Genomic DNA, 18817 nt, shown 5'->3' with positions numbered 1-18817 from the left:
GGGGTGATCCCTGCCGTTCCTCATTGCCTCCGGTCGGCCAGCGCCCCTGCCCGGTTGCGGTGGGGCGCTGTGTGCGAGCCCCCGGCGTCCGGCGGGCGAGAAACCTCCGAAGCGGGCTGAACCACCCCGCACCGGCGGCCGTGCTCTGGGTGAGGGCGTCTCGCACACGCCCTCCGGGGTCACCACGACGCAACGATCCGGGCCAGCCTCCGCCCGATCGGGACCGGGTACCCCGGCGAGCGGCCGTCGCGGCAACGGCCACCTCGCGCGGGCCCGTCCGGCATCCCCAGAATCCCGGACGGGCCCGCCCCAGCTGTCGCGGATCTTGTCCGGTTGCCTCACCTGATCAGCGGTCGCCGCCCGCGGGCCCGGGGGCGACGGTGGAGAGATGCGACGTTTCCCGGCCGTGGGCGCGGCCGTCCTGGCGGGCCTCGGACTCCTCACCGCGTCCGGGAGCGCGAACCCCGAGAGCGCGGTCCCGGTCCTCGCGCAGCACGCGGTCGGCGGCTGGGTCGGCACCTGGGCCGCGGCGCCCGCGTCCGCCGTCCCGAACACGCCGGACGGCTACCCGGGCTACTCGATCCGCAACGTCGTGCACACCAGTGCCGGCGGCGGGCGCGCCCGCGTCCACCTGTCGAACGCCTTCGGTGCCGCTCCCCTGACCTTCGGGCACGTCACCGTGGCGGTCCAGGCCACCGGGCCGGACGCCGTGCCGGGCACCCTGCGCTCGCTGACCTTCGGCGGCGCCCCGAGCGTCGTCGTGCCCGCCGGGGCCGAGGCGCTGAGCGATCCGGTGAACCTGCGGGTGCCCGCCGACACCAACCTGCTCGTGACGACGTACGTGCCGGTGAAGTCCGGGCCGGTGACCTACCACCCGGCCGCGGCGCAGACGTCGTACTTCACCCGCGCCGGCGACTTCGCCGCCAGCGAGTCCGGCACCCCGTACACCGAGCAGACATCCGTGTGGCACTACGTTTCCGGTGTCGACGTCCAGGGCGGTGCCGAGGCTTCGATCGTGACGCTCGGCGACTCGATCACCGACGGCGTCGGCTCGGTCTCCGGCGCCAACCACCGCTGGCCGGACTACCTCGCCGACCGCCTGCACGGCCGCTACGGCGTGCTCAACGCGGGCATCAGCGCGAACCGGCTGCTGCTCGACGTGCCCGGTTCCGGCGCCGGCCAGAACGCGCTTTCCCGCTTCGACCGCGACGTGCTCAGCGTCGGCGGCGTGCGGACGATCATCGTACTGGAGGGCATCAACGACATCCAGCAGGACCCCCACCAGACCGACCCGGCCGCGATCACCTCGGCGTACCGCCAGCTGGTCGCGCAGGCGCACGCGCGCGGCATCCGCGTCCTCGGCGGCACGCTCACGCCGTTCAAGGGCTGGCGCGTGTACGACGACACCCTCGAAGCGACCCGCCAGGCGGTGAACAGCTTCATCCGCACCGGCGGGGTCTTCGACGGGGTCGCCGACTTCGACGCGGCCGTGCGCGACCCGGCCGACCCGCTCCGGATGCTCCCGGCCTACGACTCCGGCGACCACCTCCACCCCTGCGACGCCGGCTACGAGCGGATGGCCGCCGCCGTCCGGCTCGACCGGCTCTGATCCCGCGGGATGAACAGGACCGCGACCAGGCTCAGCACCGCCACGGCCACCAGGTACAGCGACACCGAAAGCGAAGTGCCCGTGGCGGTCTGCAGCGCCGTCGCGATCAACGGCGCGAACCCGCCGCCCAGTACCGCACCGACGGCGTAGGAGAACGAAGCCCCGCTGTAGCGGTAGCGCGGCTCGAACAGCTCCGCGAACAACGCCGACTGCGGCCCGTAGGTGGCGCCGAGGCCGATGTTGAGCACGATCACCGCCACGATCAGCCAGGCCGTCGCCTTCGTGTCGACGAGCAGGAAGAACGGGATCGGCCAGACCACCAGGAGCACGGAACCGGCCAGGTACACGGGTTTTCGGCCCACGCGGTCCGACCACGCGGCCGTGACGAGGATGCTCACCAGCCACGTCACGCTGCCGATGATCACCACGACCAGCAGCGTGGTGCGGTTGATCTTCAGCACGGAAGTGCCGTAGGACAACAGGTACGCGAGGAAGATGTAGCCGATCGCGGTGTTGGCGATGAAGCTGCCGGAGGCCACCAGCAGCGCCCGCGGCCGCTCACGCAGCACTTCGACCATCGGACGGCTGCTGCGTTCCTCGGCCTCCCGCAGCCGCGAGAACACCGGGCTCTCCTCGATCCGCAGCCGGATCACCAGGCCGACGCCGACGAGCACGATGCTCGCCAGGAACGGCACCCGCCACCCCCACGCGGCGAACTGCGCGTCGGTGAGCGTGCGGCCGAGGACGAAGAACATCAGCTGCGCCAGGATCAACCCGGCCGGGACGCCGATCTGCGAGAAGGCGCCGTACCGGCCGCGACGGCCCTCGGGCGCGTGCTCGACCGCCATCAGCGCAGCGCCACCCCACTCGCCGCCGGCGCTCAGCCCCTGCAGCAGCCGCAGGACCAGCAGCAGGATCGGCGCCCAGACGCCGATCGCGGAGTACGTCGGCAGCAGCCCGACGCCGACGGTGGCGAAACCCATCAGCAGCAGCGAAAGCACGAGCATGGCCTTGCGGCCGACGCGGTCGCCGAAGTGGCCCCACAGGATCCCGCCGACCGGGCGGGCCAGGAACCCGACGCCGAGCGTCGCGAACGCCGCGAGCGTTCCGGAAGCGGGCGACAGCGGCGTGAAGAACAGCTTGCCGAACACCAGCGCCGTCGCCGTGCTGTAGATGAAGTAGTCGTACCACTCGATGGTGGTCCCCACCGCGCTCGCCACGGCGACCCGCCGCAAGGGCCGGGCCGCGACCGCGCGGCCGCTCACGAGCCGGCTAGTGCGGCTGCGGGGACCAGGTCGTCCACGAGCAGGTCCATCAGCAGCCCGTCGTGCCAGCTGCCGTCCGGACCGCGCTCGTAGGACCGCATCGTGCCGACCGGCCGGAAACCGAGCGAGGAGTACAGCCGGATCGCCACCTCGTTGCCCGCCGCGGGGTCGATCACCAGCCGGTGGTGCCCGCGCACCGTGAACAGGTGCTCGGCCAGCGTGCGGATGGCGTCCGAGCCGAGGCCGCGGCCCTGGAAGTCCGGGTGCACCGCGATGTCGATCCCGGCGTGGCGGTACTGCGGATCGGCCTCCTCGAAGGCCAGTTCGATGCCGATAACGGTGTCGTCGTGCTCGATGGCGTAGGTCGTGGTGCCTTCGTCGGGGTCCAGCAGGTAGGACACCTGGGCGGCCACCGGCTCCTCGGCGTCGGCCCACCAGCGGGCGACCTCGGGGTGCGACAGGATCTCCTCGAACCGGGCGGCGTCCGGGGCGGCGGCTGGCCGCAGCCGGACACGGCTTCCGGTGATCAGGCCGGTCATCGGCCCAGTGTCGCCCGCACGGGCGCCCGCTGTCGAGACCCCGAAAGGACTGCTCAGGGGTCTCGACGCGAGCACACGGGTGGTCAGTCGAGGTTCATCGGGCTGCCCGGCTTGATCGGCGGCAGCTGCGGCGGGTCGAAGTCACCCCGTTCCAGCCGTGCCCAGTCCTCCGGTGTGGGGTCCGGGTAGTACCGCTGCCAGGCGTCGTCGCCGGGCCAGTTGCCGGTGCGGGCCGCGTTGCGGGCTTCGTGCAGCTCGAAGGCGTCGGCGTCGCTCAGCGGGCGGGTCGTCACGTGCCCGGTGTTCCCCACCGTCGCGCCCCCGTCCGGCACGGCCGCGCCCGGCCGCGGGTTGTACCGCATCCCCTCGCCGCCGGTGTGGACGTCGTCCACCATCCGGTGGTAGGAGTCGTCGGCCATGTCCATCCGGTTGCGGATCACCGGATCGGCGTGGTTGCCCTGGAAGCCCGGCTGGTGCGCGTACCCGAGCTGGTTGAGCTGGACCGCGGTGTTGGGGTCGTTGTTCTCGATCGCGGCCCGCTGGTCACGCCGGTAGGTCGGCGCGTTCCAGCCCGAATCGTGCGTGGCGTGGCTGGTGCCGGTGCCCGGGTGGTTGCGGTGGGCCCCGTGTTCCTCGTAGTACGCCCACGCGTTGTTCTCGAGGTCCCGGCCCTCCTTGCGGGGCACCTTGCCGGGGGCGCCGTTGTCGTTCAGCACGTCGAAGCCCGCGGTGTGCTCGGACTGGTGGGTCTTGTTGCCGTCGATCTTGGAGCCGAACTTGTCTTCGAGCCGCTTGCGCTCGAAGTCCTTGTCGCCGTAGCTGCCTTCCGGGTACTTGTGCGCCCGGCGCTTGCCCTTGTTCGGTGCCCCGTTCGGCTTGCTGTACGGGTGGAAGTGGTTCGGCTTCTTGCCGCCACCCCCGCCGCCGCCCGAGCCCGACGCGGCGCACGGGGTCACCTTGCCCAGGCCGAGCGGGTCGATCGACGCCGTCGGGTTGCCGACGTAGGCCAGCGAGTCCGGGTCCGGGGCCAGCCCGAGCGGGTCGTGCGAGACGAACCGCCCGGTTTCCGGGTCGTAGTAGCGGTGCAGGTTGTAGTGCAGCCCGGTCTCCGCGTCGTGGTACTGGCCGGGGAACCGCAGCGGCGTGCCCGCGTGGCCGCCCGCGGAAACCAGCGCGCCCCACAGCGCCGTGTGCTGGTGCCCGGCGAGTGCGCCCGTTTCGTCCAGCAGTTCCGCCGGCGAGCCGACGAGGTCGGTCAGCACGGCGTGGAACCGGTCGGTGCCGTCGCCGAGCACGCGTTCGGTCTGCGCGAGCGGGCGCTCGGCGTCCGGCGCCCAGTCCCAGACGGTGGCCACGAGCGGCCCGCCGGGAACGCCGTGGACCTGTTCGGCGAGCAGGGTGCCGTCCCAGGAGAACTCGACCTGCTCGGCGACGGCGCCGGTGGCGTCCAGCCGCTGCTTGGCGATCCGGCGGCCCACCGCGTCGTACCGGTACTGCCAGACCACGCCCTCGGGCGTGCGGACGGCGGTGAGCCGGTTTTCCGCGCTCCAGTGGTACTCCCAGCGCCGGCCACCCCGCTCCCGCGACACGACGCGGCCTTCGGCGTCGTGGGTGTAGCGGGTCGCGCCGGCCGCGGTGAGCAGCGTCCCGCGGTAACTGCGCGGGCCGCTCGCCTCCGGCGCGCCCGGCCAGTCGGCCGTGGTGATCGCGCCCGCCGGGTCGTAGCCGTAGCTCTCCTGCCAGCGGGCGCCGCGGACGGCCACCACCCGGCCGGCCGGGCCGACCTCGAGGCTGCGGGGCCCGGAGATCAGGTCGGTGACCGTGGCCAGGTACCCGTCGGGCAGGTAGCCGTATTCGCGGCGCTGCACCGTGGCCTCGCCGCGCCGCACGGTCTGCACCGCGAGCTGGCCGGCCGGGGTCCAGGCCTGGTGGAGCTCGGCGGCCACGCCGTAGCGGGTCACCAGCCGGCGTGCGGTTTCGTGGCCGGCGGCGTCGTAGCCGAACTGCAGCGTGCGCCCGCCGGTGGCCAGCGACGTGGCGCGGCCGCGGGCGTCGTAGGCGAACACCGCTTCCGCGCCGGTCGGGGTGCGCCGGTGGGTCCGGCGGCCGAGCGCGTCGTAGGCCGACAGCACGGCCCGGCCGTTCACCGACTCGCTGACCACCCGGCCCAGCGCGTCGTAGGCGAACCGGAGCTCGCTGTGCGCGTTGCGGGCCAGGACGACGCGGTCGGCCGCGTCGTAAGCGAATTCGGCGACCTCGTCGCCGCTGCGGCGCCGGACCACCCGGCCGAGGGCGTCCCGCTCCAGCGCGATCGTCTGCCCCGCGCCGTTGCCGCGCAGGATCAGCCGGCCCGCGGCGTCGTAGGCGTAGTGCAGGGACCGGCCGTTGTAGTCGACCTCCCGGACGAGCCGGCCCGCCGGGTCGTACTCGTAGCGCCAGACCAGCCCGGCCTCGTTGGTGACCGACGTCAGCCGCAGCTCGGTGTCGTAGCCGTAGCGCAGGACGCCGCCGTCCGGGCGCTGCTCGCTGACCGGCAGGTCGAACTGGGCGTAGGAGATCCGGCTGACGCCGCCGCGCGGGTCGGTCCGCTCGTCGGTGTGGCCCACCGCCGTCGAACCGAAGCGGTGCACGGCGCCGTCCGCGTCCACCTGCTCGACCAGGTCGCCTGCCGCGTTGTGGACGGTCCGCGTCGTCGCGCCGGTGGGATCGGTGACGCTCGCGAGCCGGCCGAGGGAGTCGTAGGAGTAGCGGGTCACCGCCCCGTCCGGCTCGGTGATCGCGACCGGCAGCCCGGCCGCGTTCGCCTCGAACCGGGTGACGCCGCCGAGGGCGTCGGTCACCGTGGCCATCGTGCCGGTGACCTCGTCGTAGGTGTAGCTCGTCGCGGCCCCGGTCGGGTCGATGTCGCGGACCAGGCGGCCGCGCTCGTCGTGCTCGTAGCGCCAGACGGCGCCGTCGGGCCCGGTGACCGAGGCGGGGCGGCCGCCCGCGTCGTACTCGGTGACCATCCGGGTGCCGTCGGCGCGGACCACGGTGGTCACGTTGCCCGCCGCGTCGCGTTCCCAGCGGGTGACGTGCCCGAGCTCGTCGGTGCGCGCGATCTCCCGGCCGAAGCGGTCCAGCTCGGTGCTGGTGGTGCCGCCGAGCGGGTCGGTCCGGCCGATCACCCGCAGCCGCTCGTCGAGGCGGTAGCGGGTGACGGCGCCGAGCGAGTCGGTGACCGTGGTCAGCCCGGGCTCGTAGGACAGCGAGGCGTCGAGGTAGCCCTCGGCGCCGCGGGCCTGCACGCACCGGCCTTCGGAGTCGTGGGAGTAGCCGTACCAGCGGCCGTTGACGTCCTCCCAGCGGACGATCCGGCCGTCGGCGTCGTAGGTGAACCGTTGCGGGGTCCCGACCGCGTCGGTGACCTCGACCAGCCGCCGTCGCTCGTCGTAGCGGTATTCGGCCAGCGGCAGGGGTTCCCCCGCCACACGCACGGCGGTGATCAGCCCGTCGGCCGAGTCGAGCTCGAGGTGGTAGCCGCCGGAGTGCTCGATCGCCACCGGCACGCCGTCGCGGTGCCGGACGACGACCCGGTTGCCCGCGCCGTCGACGAGCGCGCGCAGCGGCAGGGTGGTCTCCCCCGGCTTGGCGGCGAAGTAGCGCATCCGGTCGTGCTGCGGGGCACCGACGACGAAGCCGTGGCGCACCCGGCGCAGTGCCAGGTACGGGCCGTGCTCGGGCAGCACCGGCTCGATGCCGCGGGGCACCGGGTAGCGCAGGATCGTGCCGTCGGACAGGGCGAGGTGCAGGCCGTCCGGCTCCACCTCGATCCGTTCGTCCACTGTGGACGTCCACGTGGGACCGAAGCTGCGGCCCGCGCGGTAGCTCGACAGGTGCGTCCGGCCGAACTCCAGCGGCAGCGCGCCGGGCAGCTCGACGTCCGTCTGCTCCAGCAGCACGGCGCCGGTGGCGACGTCGATCGGGTCGCCGCACAGGGACCGGTCCGCGGCCGGGGTCGTGTGCTCGTCCGGCTTCGGGTTGTTGTCCTTGATCTTCGGCGGGGTGTCCGGCCCCTTGCCGGCACCGGACGGCGTGGTGCCGCCGTCGGGGCCCTTCGACGCCGGGGGCGGTGTCGGGTCCGGGGACTTCGGGGTCTCGTCCGGTCCCTTCGAGGTGGGCGGCGGGTCCGTCTTCGGCGGCGTGTCCGTGCCGCCCTTGGCCCCGGAGGGCGTCGTGCCGCCATCGCCGTGCGCGCCCGACGGGGTCGTGTTGCCGTCGCCGCCCTTCGGCGGCGGATCGGTCTTCGGCGGCGGTGCGTCCGGGCCGCCCTTGCCGTGGGGCCCACCGATGTCCTTCGGGCCGCTCCTGATGTCCGCGTGCTTCGGCGGCGGCGCGGTCTTGCCCGGCTTGATGTTCTTCAACGCCTTCGCCGCGTCCCCGAACAGGTCCCCGGCCCGTTTCAACAGCGGGATCAGCGCCTTCAACGCCGTCACCAGCCGCTTCACCAGATCGGCGATCTTCGACGCGGTCTTGGCGACCGCGTTGATCACCTGCGGCACCACCCACGCCATCCCGATGCCCAGGGTGAACACCACCTGCAGCGCCCAGCTGATCAGGTGCCCGACCAGCTCCGCGATGATGTCCCGCACCAGCGCCCGCACCGCCGCGACGACCTCACCGGCCGTCTTGACCCCGCTGGACGCGCCCTCACAGCCCTTCTGCGCGGTCTCCAGCAACGTCACGGTGTCCTGCGCCCGCTGCCGGTAGGTGTCCGCGGCAGCGCCGGTCCAGGAGGCGGTGTCGGCCTTGACCATCCCGGTCAGGTCCTCGCCGACGCTGCCCAGCTCGGTCGCGATGTTCTTCCACGTCTCCGACTGCGCCGCGATCTCATCGGCGTTGCCGGTCAGCCCGTTCAACGCCTCCTTCAACGGGCCGACGTGCTCGATCAGCCAGCCGACCCCGGCGGCGAGGATCGCCCCGAAGGGGTCCATCGCCATCGACAGCGCGTCCAGCGCCGTGCCGACCGCTCCCATCGCGACCGACGCCCAGTCGCCGCTTTCGATGGCCGACTTCAGATCGTTCGCCGACTCCAGCAGCGAAATGCCCGAATACGCCTTGGTGGAATCCTTGGTCTCGGCGACCAACGGGTTCACCACGGATTGTTGTCCTCATCGTCGGAGTGGGTGCGCCGCCGCGGCGGCTGCGGGGTCCCGGGAGCGGGCGGGGTGGCCGCGCCACCCTGCGGGGCCGGCGGCACCGGCGCGGGCGGTGTGACGGGCGGCTGCTCGTCCGGCTCGTCCGGGTCGGGGAACCGCCCGCGCAGGTTGTCGAGCAGCAGGCTGCGGGTTTCGCGGTCCTCGTCGCCGAGCTTCTCGGCCATCACGCCGGCGACGCGTTCGGCGATGCCGGACTGCGCCCGGCGCATCGTCGTCAGGATCTGCCGCGAGAGCTCGTCGAGGGGGAACGACTTGACCTTGTTCGAGAACGTGAGGTCGGTGACGGTGCCGTCGGCGCCGACGGTCACGCTGACCGCGCCGTCGGAGCTGGTCGCGGTCAGCCGCAGCCGCTCGGTCTCCTCCTGCGCCGCCTGGTAGCGCTGGGCCTTCGCGGCGAACCCGGCCGCCCAGTCGTCCATCCGGCGGATCGCCTCGTCCGGGTCCTGCATCAGGCCGCCGATGCCGTTGGGACCGGTCATGACCGCACCTTCACTTCCGCCGACCTCGGCGCCGAGGCGAGCTGACGCTCGAACGGCTGCGCGTTGCCCTCTTCGCCTTCCCGGTAGGCCTTCGCGGCCGCCGTGACGTTGTCCGCCAGGCCGCGCACCCCTTCGCCGGACGCCGTCAGCGCGTCCTTCGCCTGCTCGTTGGTGGGCCGGATGATCGGCGGGAGGAACGCGCAGAGCAGCCCGTAGGCGTGGTCCGACATCGCCGTGTCCGCCGCCGAGCTCGCCGTGTTGAGCCGGTCGACCAGGCTCTCGACGTGACTCGCGTGCGCGACCAGGTCGTCCGGTTCGACCTCGAAACCGGGAGCCGTCATGACCGTCACTTCCAATCCTGGTTCTTCCAGTCACCGATCACCGGCGGCGCGACCGCCTGCTCGCCCGCGAAGAAGTTCGGGTCGTCGCTTTCGAGGTAATCGGCCGACTTGTGTTCCTTGTCGTCTTCCTTCTTGCCGCCCTTGCCGGCGCCCATGGCGCCCATGCCGGGGGCACCCGCGGCACCGGCCGCGCCGCGGCCCGACATCGCGTTGCGCGCCGCCGCCGCTTCGGCTTCCGCGGCCGCACCGGAGGCGGCGCCGCCGCTGAGATTGCCCGCACCGCGCAGGCCCGCACCACCGGCGCCCGAGCCACCGGCTCCGGAGCCGCCGATCCCGCCGAGCGAGCCGCCGCCGGCGCCACCGCCGCCGGGGATGCCGCCGAGCCTGCTGGCGATGCTTTCGCCGTTGATCCCGCCGCCGCGGCCGATGGTCGGCAGCTTGCCCCCGGGGATGCCGCCGGGGCCGGTGCCGGTGCCGCCGCCGAGGGGCAGGCCGGTGATCGGGTCGATGCCGGACGGGGTGAACCCGGGGATCGGGCTGCCGCCGCGGACGGTGCCGCCGCCCCCGCCGGAGACGTCCGGGATGTTCGGGATCGACGGCGGGGTGTAGCCGCTGCCGCCGCCGGAGCCACCGCCGGGGATGCCGGAAGGGCTGAAGCCGGACGTCGTCGTCGAGTCGCCCGAGTGCGGGAGCGAGGAGCCGGGGATGCCGGCGCCGGTGAAGTTGCCGCCGGTGATGCCGTCGGGGGTCTCGAAGTTCGGCGGGGTGAAGCCCGCGCCGCCGGCACCGCCTCCGCCGGGGATGCCGGCGCCCGAAAAGCCCGAGCCGCCGCCGGGAATGCCGGCGCCCGAGAAGCCGGAGCCACCGGAACTGCCGTCACCCGGGATGCCGGCACCGGAGAAGCCCGAGCCACCGTTGCCCGAACCGCCTCCGGGGATGCCGGCGCCGCCCGCACCACCGGCACCGGAGCCGTCCAGGCCCGCCGCGTTCACGTCGAGCGGGGTCCTCGGCGTCAGGCCGTCCATCGCGGTCCGTGCCGCCAGCGGCTCCGCACCGCCCGCTCCGGCGCCGCCCCTGGCGACGACGTTCTGCCGGGTCGCGGTCGCGGTGGGCAGCTTCGGCGGGGCCGGGAACCGCGGGGTCGCGACGGCAGCGCCGATGGTCTCGTCGTACTGGGTCAGGATCTGCGCGGCGTGCTCCCGCGCGGCCTGCTGCGCCCGGTAGGTCTGCATGGCCTCGCCCGCCGCGGCCGCGTACTGCACCGGGTCGGTCATCGACATCAGGCGCTGGTTGGTCGACTGCAGGTCGAACTGCACCGGCGGGTTCGCGGCCATCTGCCGCTGGGTCTCGTTGAGCGCCTGGGAGTGGATTTCCTGCTGCCGTCCGGAGAGGGTGGCGCCCTGCGCGGTCGCGCCCAGCCACTTGCCGACGCCGGCGAGGTGTTCGCGGACGGCGTCACCGGCGCCACCCTGCCAGTTGCTGGTGCTCGCGTTGATCGCGTCGGCGAGGGTCTTCTGGTGGGTGCCGAGGTCGTTGCCGACGCGGACCCACTCCTCCGAGGTTTCCGCGACGGTCGCCGGGTTGGCGTCCAGCGTGATGGCCTCGTTCATCTGCTCGTGGCTGGCGTTGTCCCACAGCGTGCGCGGCGCCCCGCCGGTCTCGCGCATGGTGAGCCCCTCGTCGAGGCCGTGCTTGGCGTCGTCGAGGTGCTGCTGGTAGAGCTCCTGGATCTTCCGGTCGCGCAGCACCGGGTCGACGGCCGGGCCGAGCCAGCCGGCCCGGATCTCGTCGTCGATCTGCCGGGTGGCCATCTCGCGGATCTCGTCACCCGAGGGCGAGTTGTCCGTCTTCAACGGCCCGACGTAGTACTTCGACGACGAATCGGCGGTCACGTCGTAGAGCGGACTGCGCGGGTCGTAGTCCGGCGACGACGGGTCCGAGACGGACTCGGCGGTGGGTGCCACGGTCTCCCTCAGCTCTGGTCGGCGGCCGGGAGCGAGGTCAACGTCTTCTGCGTCGTCTCTTCCCGGGACTTGTAGTTCTTCTTGGCCAGCTTGATGGCTTCGATGTAGGTCGGGAACTCCTGCCGCGCGGCCTGCAGCTGGGTGACCAGGCCGTGGTCGTCGGCGGCGGTGCTCACCATGTGCGCGGAGACCCACTGCCCGGCGGCGGTCCGGCCCATCGCCGGCGCGTCGTGCAGCCGCTGCAGGTTCGCCCAGCGCTGCTCGAGCGACTCCAGCACGCCCTCCAGGGCTTCGATGAGCTGGTTGCCCGTGGTGTCGTCGATGGCGAAGCCGCCGGTCTGGGCGAGCCGCTTCAGCTGCGCCCCGGCGAGCCCGACCCGCAGGGCGGCCACCGCCTTGGTCTCGGGCGTGGTGGCGCTCTGCAGCTGCATGGTGGCCTGGATGGCCTGGGCCGCCGCGGCGGTCTCTTCCGTCGTCATCGTGACTGTTCCTCCCCGGTCAGTAGACGGCTGCGATCGCGTCCCGGATGGCCCGCGCCAGGTCGGCCCGCCCGGCGGGCACGTATTCCGCGGTCAGTTCGCCGCCCTCGCCGCTGCGGGTGTGCACCAGGTAGCGGCCGTCGGCGGTGTCGAGCCAGCTCAGCGGTTCACCGGAGAGCCGTTCCCCCCGCCGTCCCTGTGCGCTGACGGCGATGTGTCCCCCGCCGAGCCGGGGTTCGGCCAGCACCCGTTCGAGGACGGCGACATCGGACGGCTTCTCGGCCGGCGGCCGTCGTCCCGGCCGGACGACGGCTTTGACCTCGATCATCCCGAAGGCGTCGGTTTCTTCTTCGTCGAACTCGGCTTCCGCGATCCGCTTGGCGGCCATGGCGGAAACCTCCCGCCCGGCAGCCCGGTGCACGACGTGCCGCCCGGTGGTGGCGGCCGGAGCGGGCGGCAGCACGCCGGTGACGACCTCGACGAGCTCTTCGTCGGCGAACAGCGAGAACAGCAGCTCGTCGGAGTCCGGGGCCTGCGTGATCCCGAGCGCCTGCGCGCCGTCGCTGACCACGAGCACGGCGACATCGGCCCCGAGCCCGTCGATCCCGCTGACGGCGACGGAGATCCGCGGGTCGGCGAGCAGCTCGAACGCGGTCCGGACGCCGGGGTGCAACTCACCGGAAACGGACAACCGCCGCTCTTCGAGCGCGTCGTAGACCTGCCGCGCGATGTGCACGAACCGCACGGGGTCGGAAGGCAGGTTCCCGGCCCGGAGCGGGTACCGCCGGACATCGCCCCCGGTGGCCCGTCCGACGACGAGCGCTTCGAAGACCTCGAGGACGAACTCGAACCGCTCCGCCATTTCCCCTCGCCGGATCCTTTTCGTCAAACCTTCAAGCAAGTTCCTGAACTGAACATTAGCAGTGCGGCGCGAGTGGGCGTCGGCACCGCCACCCGGATGCCCGAAAGACCACGATCCCCTGGACCAGGCGGGCAAGGAGCGGTTGTCGCCCGAAGGAGTGACGAAGGACGGATTCGGCCCGCGCGGCGGTTACCGCGCGGGTCCGCCTCGCCGTCCGGACCTGCGCTAAACCGCAGGAAGCCGCCGGGCCCGCTCGATATCGGGTCCCCGGTAAAGCCGCTCGGGAATCGAAGCCAACGTGGACGGGTGCACCTGGGCACCCAGCCCGTAGAACTTCTGGAAACTCATGATGAGGGGCCGCCAGGCGTCCGGGTCGATGCGGTCCTCGGTGCCGGCCATCCGGACCGACTCGTGCACGAGCACCCGCTGCACGCGCACCTCGAACGCGACGACTCCCCCGTCGTCGCCCACCGGGTGCACGGCCTCGACGACCACCTCCATCGCCACCGGGCACTCCGCGACCCGGGGCGGCGCCACCGTCGAAGAAGCGACCGGGGTCAGCCCGGCGCGCCCGAACTTGTCCGCCACGTGGAAGTACCCCCGCGCGAGCTTGCCCGCCGGCACCGGATCCGAGCCGGTCGTCAACGCCAGCCGGTCGACCGCGGGGGCCATCGACTCCGACGGCAGGTTCAGCACCCCTTCCCGGGTCCGCAGCAGGTTCTGCGCGGTCCGGGACCGCACGCCCAGCCCGAGCACCGCCCGCCACCCGAGCCAGAACGCCGAGGACATCGGCGCCAGATTGGCCGAACCGTCTTCGTTGGTACTGGAAACCAGCACCACCGGCGTACCGAAATACAGGATTCCCGGCTCGATGGCCGTGTGCGCACCACTGTTCACCCGGTCGATCCTGCCGTCCACACGGGACGCCGGGCTGGCGGGAATCGGCCGTCACGATCAGCGAAGACGCCGGGCGGCGCCGCCCGGCGGCGCCGCCCGGAAATTCAGTGAAGCGCCTGCGTCAGCGCGCGCCGGGTCAGGACCCGGGCCAGGTGGCGGCGGTACTCCGCCGTCGCGTGCGGCTCGTCCGGCGGGTTCGTCCCCTCCGCCGCCAGCGCGGCCGCTTCCTCGACCGACGCCCCCGCCGCCAGCGCCTCCTCCGTGGCCGTGGCCCGCAGGGGGACCCCGCCCATGTTCACGAGGCCGACGCGGCCGCCCACCACCGTCACCCCGACCATCGCCCAGTCGATCGCGCGGCGGGTGAACTTCCGGAATCCCCAGCCCTGGCCCGTCTGGGCCGGGAGGCGGATCTCCGTCAGCAGTTCGGCAGGCTCCAGCGGTGTCGTGAACGGGCCGAGGAAGAACTCCGCCGCGGGAATGCGGCGCTCCCCCGACGGCCCCCGCGCCACCAGGACCGCGTCCGAGGCCAGGACCGCCGCCGGGAGGTCGGCCGCGGCGTCCGCGTGGACCAGGGAACCGCCGATCGTGCCGCGGTGGCGGACCTGGCGGTCGCCCACCTCGCCGGACACGTGCGCCAGCAGGGGCGCGTGCTCCAGCAGCACCGGGTCGCGCACCAGCGCGCTGTACCGGGACAGCGCGCCGATGACGACCTCGTCGCCGTCGAGGCGGACGTACCGCAGCTCGTCGAGCGGGCCGATGTCCACCAGGTACTCCGGCGCGGCCAGACGCAGCTTCATCAGCGGCAGCAGGGAATGGCCGCCGGCGAGGACCTTGGCGTCGTCGCCGTGCGCAGCGAGCAGCGTCAGCGCCTCGTCCACTGTGGACGCCCGCAGGTACTGGAACGAAGCGGGGATCACCGGTCCACCTCCTGCCCCGAAGCGCCGATCACCGCGCTGACGATGTTGTGGTAGCCGGTGCAGCGGCACAGGTTGCCCTCGAGCCCGGCCCGGACCTCGTCGCGCGTCGGCTTCGGGTTGTCGGCCAGCAGGGACACCGACGCCATGATCATGCCCGGCGTGCAGAACCCGCACTGCAGGCCGTGCTGCTCCTGGAACGCCTGCTGCACCGGGTGCAGTTCACCGTCCGAAGAGGACAAACCCTCGACCGTCGTGACGGCGTGGCCGTCGGCCTGCGCGGCCAACACCGTGCACGACTTCACCGACTCGCCGTCGAGCAGCACCGTGCAGGCGCCGCAGGACGTCGTGTCGCAGCCGACGTTCGTGCCCGTCAGGCCGGCCGTGTCGCGCAGGAAGTGCACCAGGAGCGTCCGGTCCGGCACCTCCTCGGTCAGCGACCGCCCGTTGACCTCGATCGAGACCTTCACTCCGCGCTTCCCTTCCGAGCTTCTTCCAGTGCGGCCCAGACCCGGATCGGCGTCGTGGGCATGTCCAGGTGCTTGACACCGCGGGCCGAGAGCGCGTCCACCACCGCGTTGTGCACCGCCGGCGTCGACCCGATCGTCGCCGCCTCGCCGATCCCCTTGACGCCCAGCAGGTTCCGGTCGGTCGGGGTGGCCATGTCGACCAGCTCGAAGTCCGGCAGCTCGGCGGCGGTGACGAACGAGTAGTCCGCCAGCGTCGCGGTCGTCGGGTTGCCGTCCTCGTCGTAGGTGACGACCTCCATCAGCGCCTGCGCCGCGCCCTGCCCGAGCCCGCCGTGGCGCTGGCCGCGGAAGGTGAGCGGGTTGACGATCGGGCCGGCGTCGTCGACCGCGACGATCCGGCGCAGCTCGACCTTGCCGGTCTCGGTGTCGACCTCGACGACGGCCAGGTGCGCGCCGAACGGGAACGTCGGCTTGCCACCGCCGAACCAGACGTCGGCCGACAGCCTGCCCTCGTCGGCCGCCTCGGCGACCTGCGCCCAGCTGAGCACCGTGCTCGACGGCGCGCCGCGGACCTGCCAGACCCCGCGCTCGGCGTCCAGCTCGAGGTCGTCCGGCGCCGCTTCGAGCAGGTCGGCCGCCAGCTCGCGGGCCTGCGTGATGACCTCGTCGGCCGCTTGCCGGATCGCCGAGCCGCCCAGCTGCAGCGACCGCGAGCCGAACGTACCGACCGCCTTCGGCACCTCGTCGGTGTCGCCGTGCCGGACGGTGATCTTGTCGAGGGGGACGCCGAGCTGGTCGGACAGCAGCATCGCCAGCGACGTGCCGAGCCCCTGCCCGTGCGGCGAGCTGCCGGTCCAGGCGACGACCGAGCCGTCGGGGTGGATGTCGACGCGGCCGCTCTCGCCGCCGCCGTCGCCGCCGGTGATCTCGACGTAGGCCGCGATGCCCAGGCCCAGCTCGACCGGGTCGCCCGCCTCGCGGCGGCGCCGCTGCTCGGCGCGCAGGTCCGCGTAGCCGGCCGCGTCCAGTGCTTTCTCCAGCGCCGCCGCGTACTCGCCGGTGTCGTAGGACGCCCCGGTCGGCGACTGGTACGGGAACTCGTCCGGCCGGATGAAGTTCTTCCGGCGGACCTCGGCCGGGTCCAGCCCGATCTCGGCGGCGAAGCGGTCCATCGCCCGTTCGACGGCGGCCGTCGCCTCCGGGCGCCCGGCACCGCGGTAGGCCCCGATCGGCGTGGTCGTGGTGACGACCGCGCGGCTGCGGGTCTCGACCCGGGGGAACCGGTAGACGCCGATGGCCATGAGCTCGGTCAGCGTCGGCAGCAGCAGCATCCGCGGGTACGCGCCCGAGTCCTGGACGACGTCGAGGCGGTAGGCCAGCACCGTGCCGTCGCGTTTCCCGCCGATGGTGACGGTGTTGCGCTGCGCGCGGCCGTGCGTCATGGCCGTGAGGTTCTCGGTGCGCGACTCGACCCAGCGCACGCCGCGCCCGAGCTGCTTGGCGGCCCAGCCGAGCACGGTGGCCTCCGGGTCGGCGCCGATCTTCGCGCCGAACCCGCCGCCGACGTCCGGCGCGATCACCCGCACCGACTCCTCGCCGACGCCGAGGCCCCCGGCCAGCTGGCTGCGGGCCATCTGGGCGTTCTGCGTGGACAGCCAGGCGGTCAGCCTGCCGTCCTCGCCCCACACGCAGGAGGCGCCGCGCACTTCGAGCGGCGCGGGCGCGACCCGCTGGTTCAGGATGGTCTGGGTGACGACGACGTCGCAGTCTTCGAAGATCGCGTCGTCGAACTCCGCCGCGCCCTTGACCTGCACGACGTTGCTGTCCCGGTCGGGGAACAGCAGCGTCTCGCCCGCCAGGGCCGCGTCGATCGTGGCGACGGCCTCCAGCGGCTCGTAGTCCACATCGACCAGCTCGGCCGCGTCGGCCAGCTGGTAGCGCTCTTCGGTCACGACCAGCGCGACCGGCTCGCCGACGTAACGCACCACTTCGCCCGCCAGCCACGGTTCCCGCACCGGCCCGGCCGGGTGCGGGGCGAGGCCCAGGTCGGCCGCGGTGAACACGCCGAGCACGCCCGGCGCCTCCTTCGCCGCGCTCACGTCGATGCCGCCGATCCGCGCGTGCGCGATCGGACTTCGGACGAACGCCGCGTGCGCGGCCCCGGAAAGCGCTTCCGCCCGCAGATCGTCCACGTACGTGCCGCCCGTGGTGATCAGGCTCCGGTCTTCCCGGCGGACCACCCTGGTCCCGACAATGCTCATCTGGTCTCCTGCTCGCCGATACCCGCCCGATCATGCCCGCACGGCGAGGACGATCGCCAGGCCCAGACCGCCGATTCCGATGCCGATCCGCAGCGGCGTCGCCGGCAGCCGGCGCACGAGCGCCGACCCCAGCCACGACCCGCCGAGCGAGCCGAGGCAGACGGCGAGCGCGGCAGGCCAGACGACCTTGCCGGTGACCGCGAAGACGATCGCGGCGAGCAGGTTGGCCGAGCCGGTGACCAGATTCTTCGCCGCGTTGGTCCGGGCGAGCGGCTGGCTCCAGACGGTGACCAGCAGCGCGAGCATGAGCACGCCGGCGGCGGCGCCGAAGTAGCCGCCGTAGATGCCGATCAGGAAGGCCAGCACGCCGGTCACCGGGCTGAGGCCGTGGTGCTCGGCGCCCTCGGCCAGCCGGCGCAGCCGCGGCCCGGCCATCAGCACCAGCGACGCCCCGCCGATCAGCCACGGCACGATGACGGTGAACGCGTCCGACGGGGTCAGCAGCAGGATCAGGCCGCCGCAGGCGCCGCCGACGGTGGTGATGGCGCAGAGCGGGAGCAGCCGCTGCCGCTGCCCGGCCAGCTCGGGGCGGGCCCCCGCCGCGGCACCGGCGGTGGTGCCGAGCATGGCGACGGTGTTGGTGACGTTCGCGGTCACCGGCGGCAGCCCGGCGGCGAGCAGCGCGGGGTAGGACACCAGCGACGCGAGCCCGGCGGTCGCCCCGGTCAGGCCGGCCCCGACGCCGGCCAGCACGAGCAGGAGCAGCACCCACGGGTCGGTGATCACGTTGTCATCAGATCACGCCGCCCCGGCTGTCGATCCGGGCCGCCGCCGTTCGTATGGGCCGTGACACCACCGGCAACCGGAAGGACACCCCGATGCGTTCGATCTCGGTCACGATGAGCGTCACCCTCGACGGCGTCGTGCAGGGCCTCGGCCGCCCCGGCGAAGACACCCGCGGCGGCTTCGCCCACGGCGGGTGGGGCACCCGCTACCAGGACGAAGTCATGGCCCGGGAGATGGGCCGGGGCATGAGCCGCCCGGGCGACATGCTGTTCGGCCGCCGCACCTGGCAGGACTTCACCACCGCCTGGAGCGGGCGGACCGACGGGAACCCGTTCACCACGCACCTGAACGCCGCCACCAAGTACGTCGCTTCGACCACCCTCGACGACGCCGGCGCCTGGGAGAACTCGGTGCTGCTGCGAGGCGACGCGGTGGACGCGGTGGCCGCGCTGAAGGCCGGGCCCGGGCGGGACCTGTCGGTCATCGGCAGTGCATCGCTGGTGCGGGCCCTGCACGCCGCCGGCCTGGTCGACCGGTACACCCTGCTGATCCACCCGCTCACCCTCGGCACTGGCGCCCGGCTGTTCGGCGACGGCCCGCTGACGGAGTTCGTCCTCACCGGCTGCGTCCCGACGACCCGGGGCGTGCTGATCGCGCACTACGACCGGCGCGTGTAGGGCGTTATACGGATGGTCCGACGGTGTTTGTCCAAAACCGGACGGGATCCGCCGCCGGGGTTGCCGGGTCCGGCGA

At 73.2% G+C, this 18817-nt stretch carries 15 protein-coding genes; 2 read left to right on the top strand and 13 right to left on the bottom strand.

Annotated features, from left to right (window positions below; all coding sequences use genetic code 11):
- Positions 1–388: 388 nt before the first annotated feature.
- Positions 389–1609 carry an SGNH/GDSL hydrolase family protein gene (locus ABZX11_RS41635; RefSeq protein WP_354923936.1) on the top strand — a complete coding sequence of 407 codons (1221 nt, stop codon included), beginning with the start codon at positions 389–391 and terminating at the stop codon, positions 1607–1609.
- Here ABZX11_RS41635 and ABZX11_RS41630 read toward each other — a convergent pair.
- The 13 genes from ABZX11_RS41630 to ABZX11_RS41570 form a co-directional block, all read right to left on the bottom strand.
- Positions 1567–2874: an MFS transporter gene (locus ABZX11_RS41630; RefSeq protein ID WP_354923934.1), complete on the bottom strand. Its 1308-nt coding sequence runs from the start codon at positions 2872–2874 to the stop codon at positions 1567–1569. The two genes, ABZX11_RS41635 and ABZX11_RS41630, sit on opposite strands and share 43 nt — an antisense overlap.
- Positions 2871–3413 carry a GNAT family protein gene (locus ABZX11_RS41625; protein ID WP_176177499.1) on the bottom strand — a complete coding sequence of 181 codons (543 nt, stop codon included), beginning with the start codon at positions 3411–3413 and terminating at the stop codon, positions 2871–2873. Before ABZX11_RS41625 ends, ABZX11_RS41630 begins: the two co-directional genes overlap by 4 nt.
- 83 nt (positions 3414–3496) lie before the next feature.
- Positions 3497–8551, bottom strand: coding sequence for an RHS repeat-associated core domain-containing protein (locus tag ABZX11_RS41620; protein WP_354923932.1), 5055 nt, complete (start codon positions 8549–8551; stop codon positions 3497–3499).
- Entirely contained in the window at positions 8545–9090 is a 546-nt protein-coding gene (locus ABZX11_RS41615) for a YbaB/EbfC family nucleoid-associated protein (RefSeq protein ID WP_176177497.1), read from the bottom strand. The genes ABZX11_RS41620 and ABZX11_RS41615 overlap by 7 nt, the downstream gene beginning before the upstream one ends.
- Complete coding sequence (locus ABZX11_RS41610) at positions 9087–9431, bottom strand: type VII secretion target (protein WP_176177496.1); 345 nt, start codon at positions 9429–9431, stop codon at positions 9087–9089. Before ABZX11_RS41610 ends, ABZX11_RS41615 begins: the two co-directional genes overlap by 4 nt.
- A 5-nt stretch (positions 9432–9436) precedes the next feature.
- A complete protein-coding gene (locus tag ABZX11_RS41605; RefSeq protein WP_354923929.1) occupies positions 9437–11395 on the bottom strand; it encodes a hypothetical protein in 1959 nt (652 codons plus the stop codon).
- An 8-nt stretch (positions 11396–11403) separates the two neighbouring features.
- Positions 11404–11874 (bottom strand): hypothetical protein, encoded by a 471-nt coding sequence (locus tag ABZX11_RS41600; protein ID WP_176177494.1) that lies wholly within the window; start codon positions 11872–11874, stop codon positions 11404–11406.
- Positions 11875–11893: 19 nt separating this feature from the next.
- Positions 11894–12736, bottom strand: a complete 843-nt coding sequence (locus tag ABZX11_RS41595) for an ESX secretion-associated protein EspG (RefSeq protein ID WP_176177493.1) — start codon at positions 12734–12736, stop codon at positions 11894–11896.
- Between the two features lie 225 nt (positions 12737–12961).
- Positions 12962–13633, bottom strand: a complete 672-nt coding sequence (locus ABZX11_RS41590; RefSeq protein WP_354923927.1) for a flavin reductase family protein — start codon at positions 13631–13633, stop codon at positions 12962–12964.
- 104 nt (positions 13634–13737) lie between these two features.
- Positions 13738–14550, bottom strand: a complete 813-nt coding sequence (locus ABZX11_RS41585) for a xanthine dehydrogenase family protein subunit M (protein ID WP_176177491.1) — start codon at positions 14548–14550, stop codon at positions 13738–13740.
- The gene (locus ABZX11_RS41580) at positions 14547–15017 is read right to left on the bottom strand and encodes a (2Fe-2S)-binding protein (protein WP_176177490.1); all 471 of its coding nucleotides are present in this window, start codon (positions 15015–15017) and stop codon (positions 14547–14549) included. Before ABZX11_RS41580 ends, ABZX11_RS41585 begins: the two co-directional genes overlap by 4 nt.
- Entirely contained in the window at positions 15014–17278 is a 2265-nt protein-coding gene (locus tag ABZX11_RS41575; RefSeq protein ID WP_354923924.1) for a xanthine dehydrogenase family protein molybdopterin-binding subunit, read from the bottom strand. Before ABZX11_RS41575 ends, ABZX11_RS41580 begins: the two co-directional genes overlap by 4 nt.
- A gap of 30 nt (positions 17279–17308) precedes the next feature.
- The gene (locus ABZX11_RS41570) at positions 17309–18064 is read right to left on the bottom strand and encodes a sulfite exporter TauE/SafE family protein (protein WP_176177488.1); all 756 of its coding nucleotides are present in this window, start codon (positions 18062–18064) and stop codon (positions 17309–17311) included.
- Positions 18065–18156: 92 nt separating this feature from the next.
- Here ABZX11_RS41570 and ABZX11_RS41565 point away from each other — a divergent pair, with 92 nt between their 5' ends.
- Entirely contained in the window at positions 18157–18741 is a 585-nt protein-coding gene (locus ABZX11_RS41565) for a dihydrofolate reductase family protein (protein ID WP_354923922.1), read from the top strand.
- Positions 18742–18817 lie beyond the last annotated feature (76 nt).

This window comes from Amycolatopsis sp. NPDC004169 (genome assembly GCF_040610315.1).
Taxonomy (GTDB): Bacteria; Actinomycetota; Actinomycetes; order Mycobacteriales; family Pseudonocardiaceae; genus Amycolatopsis.
The sequence above is the reverse complement of the archived record's forward strand: the minus strand, read 5'-3'. Positions and strand labels throughout refer to the sequence as shown.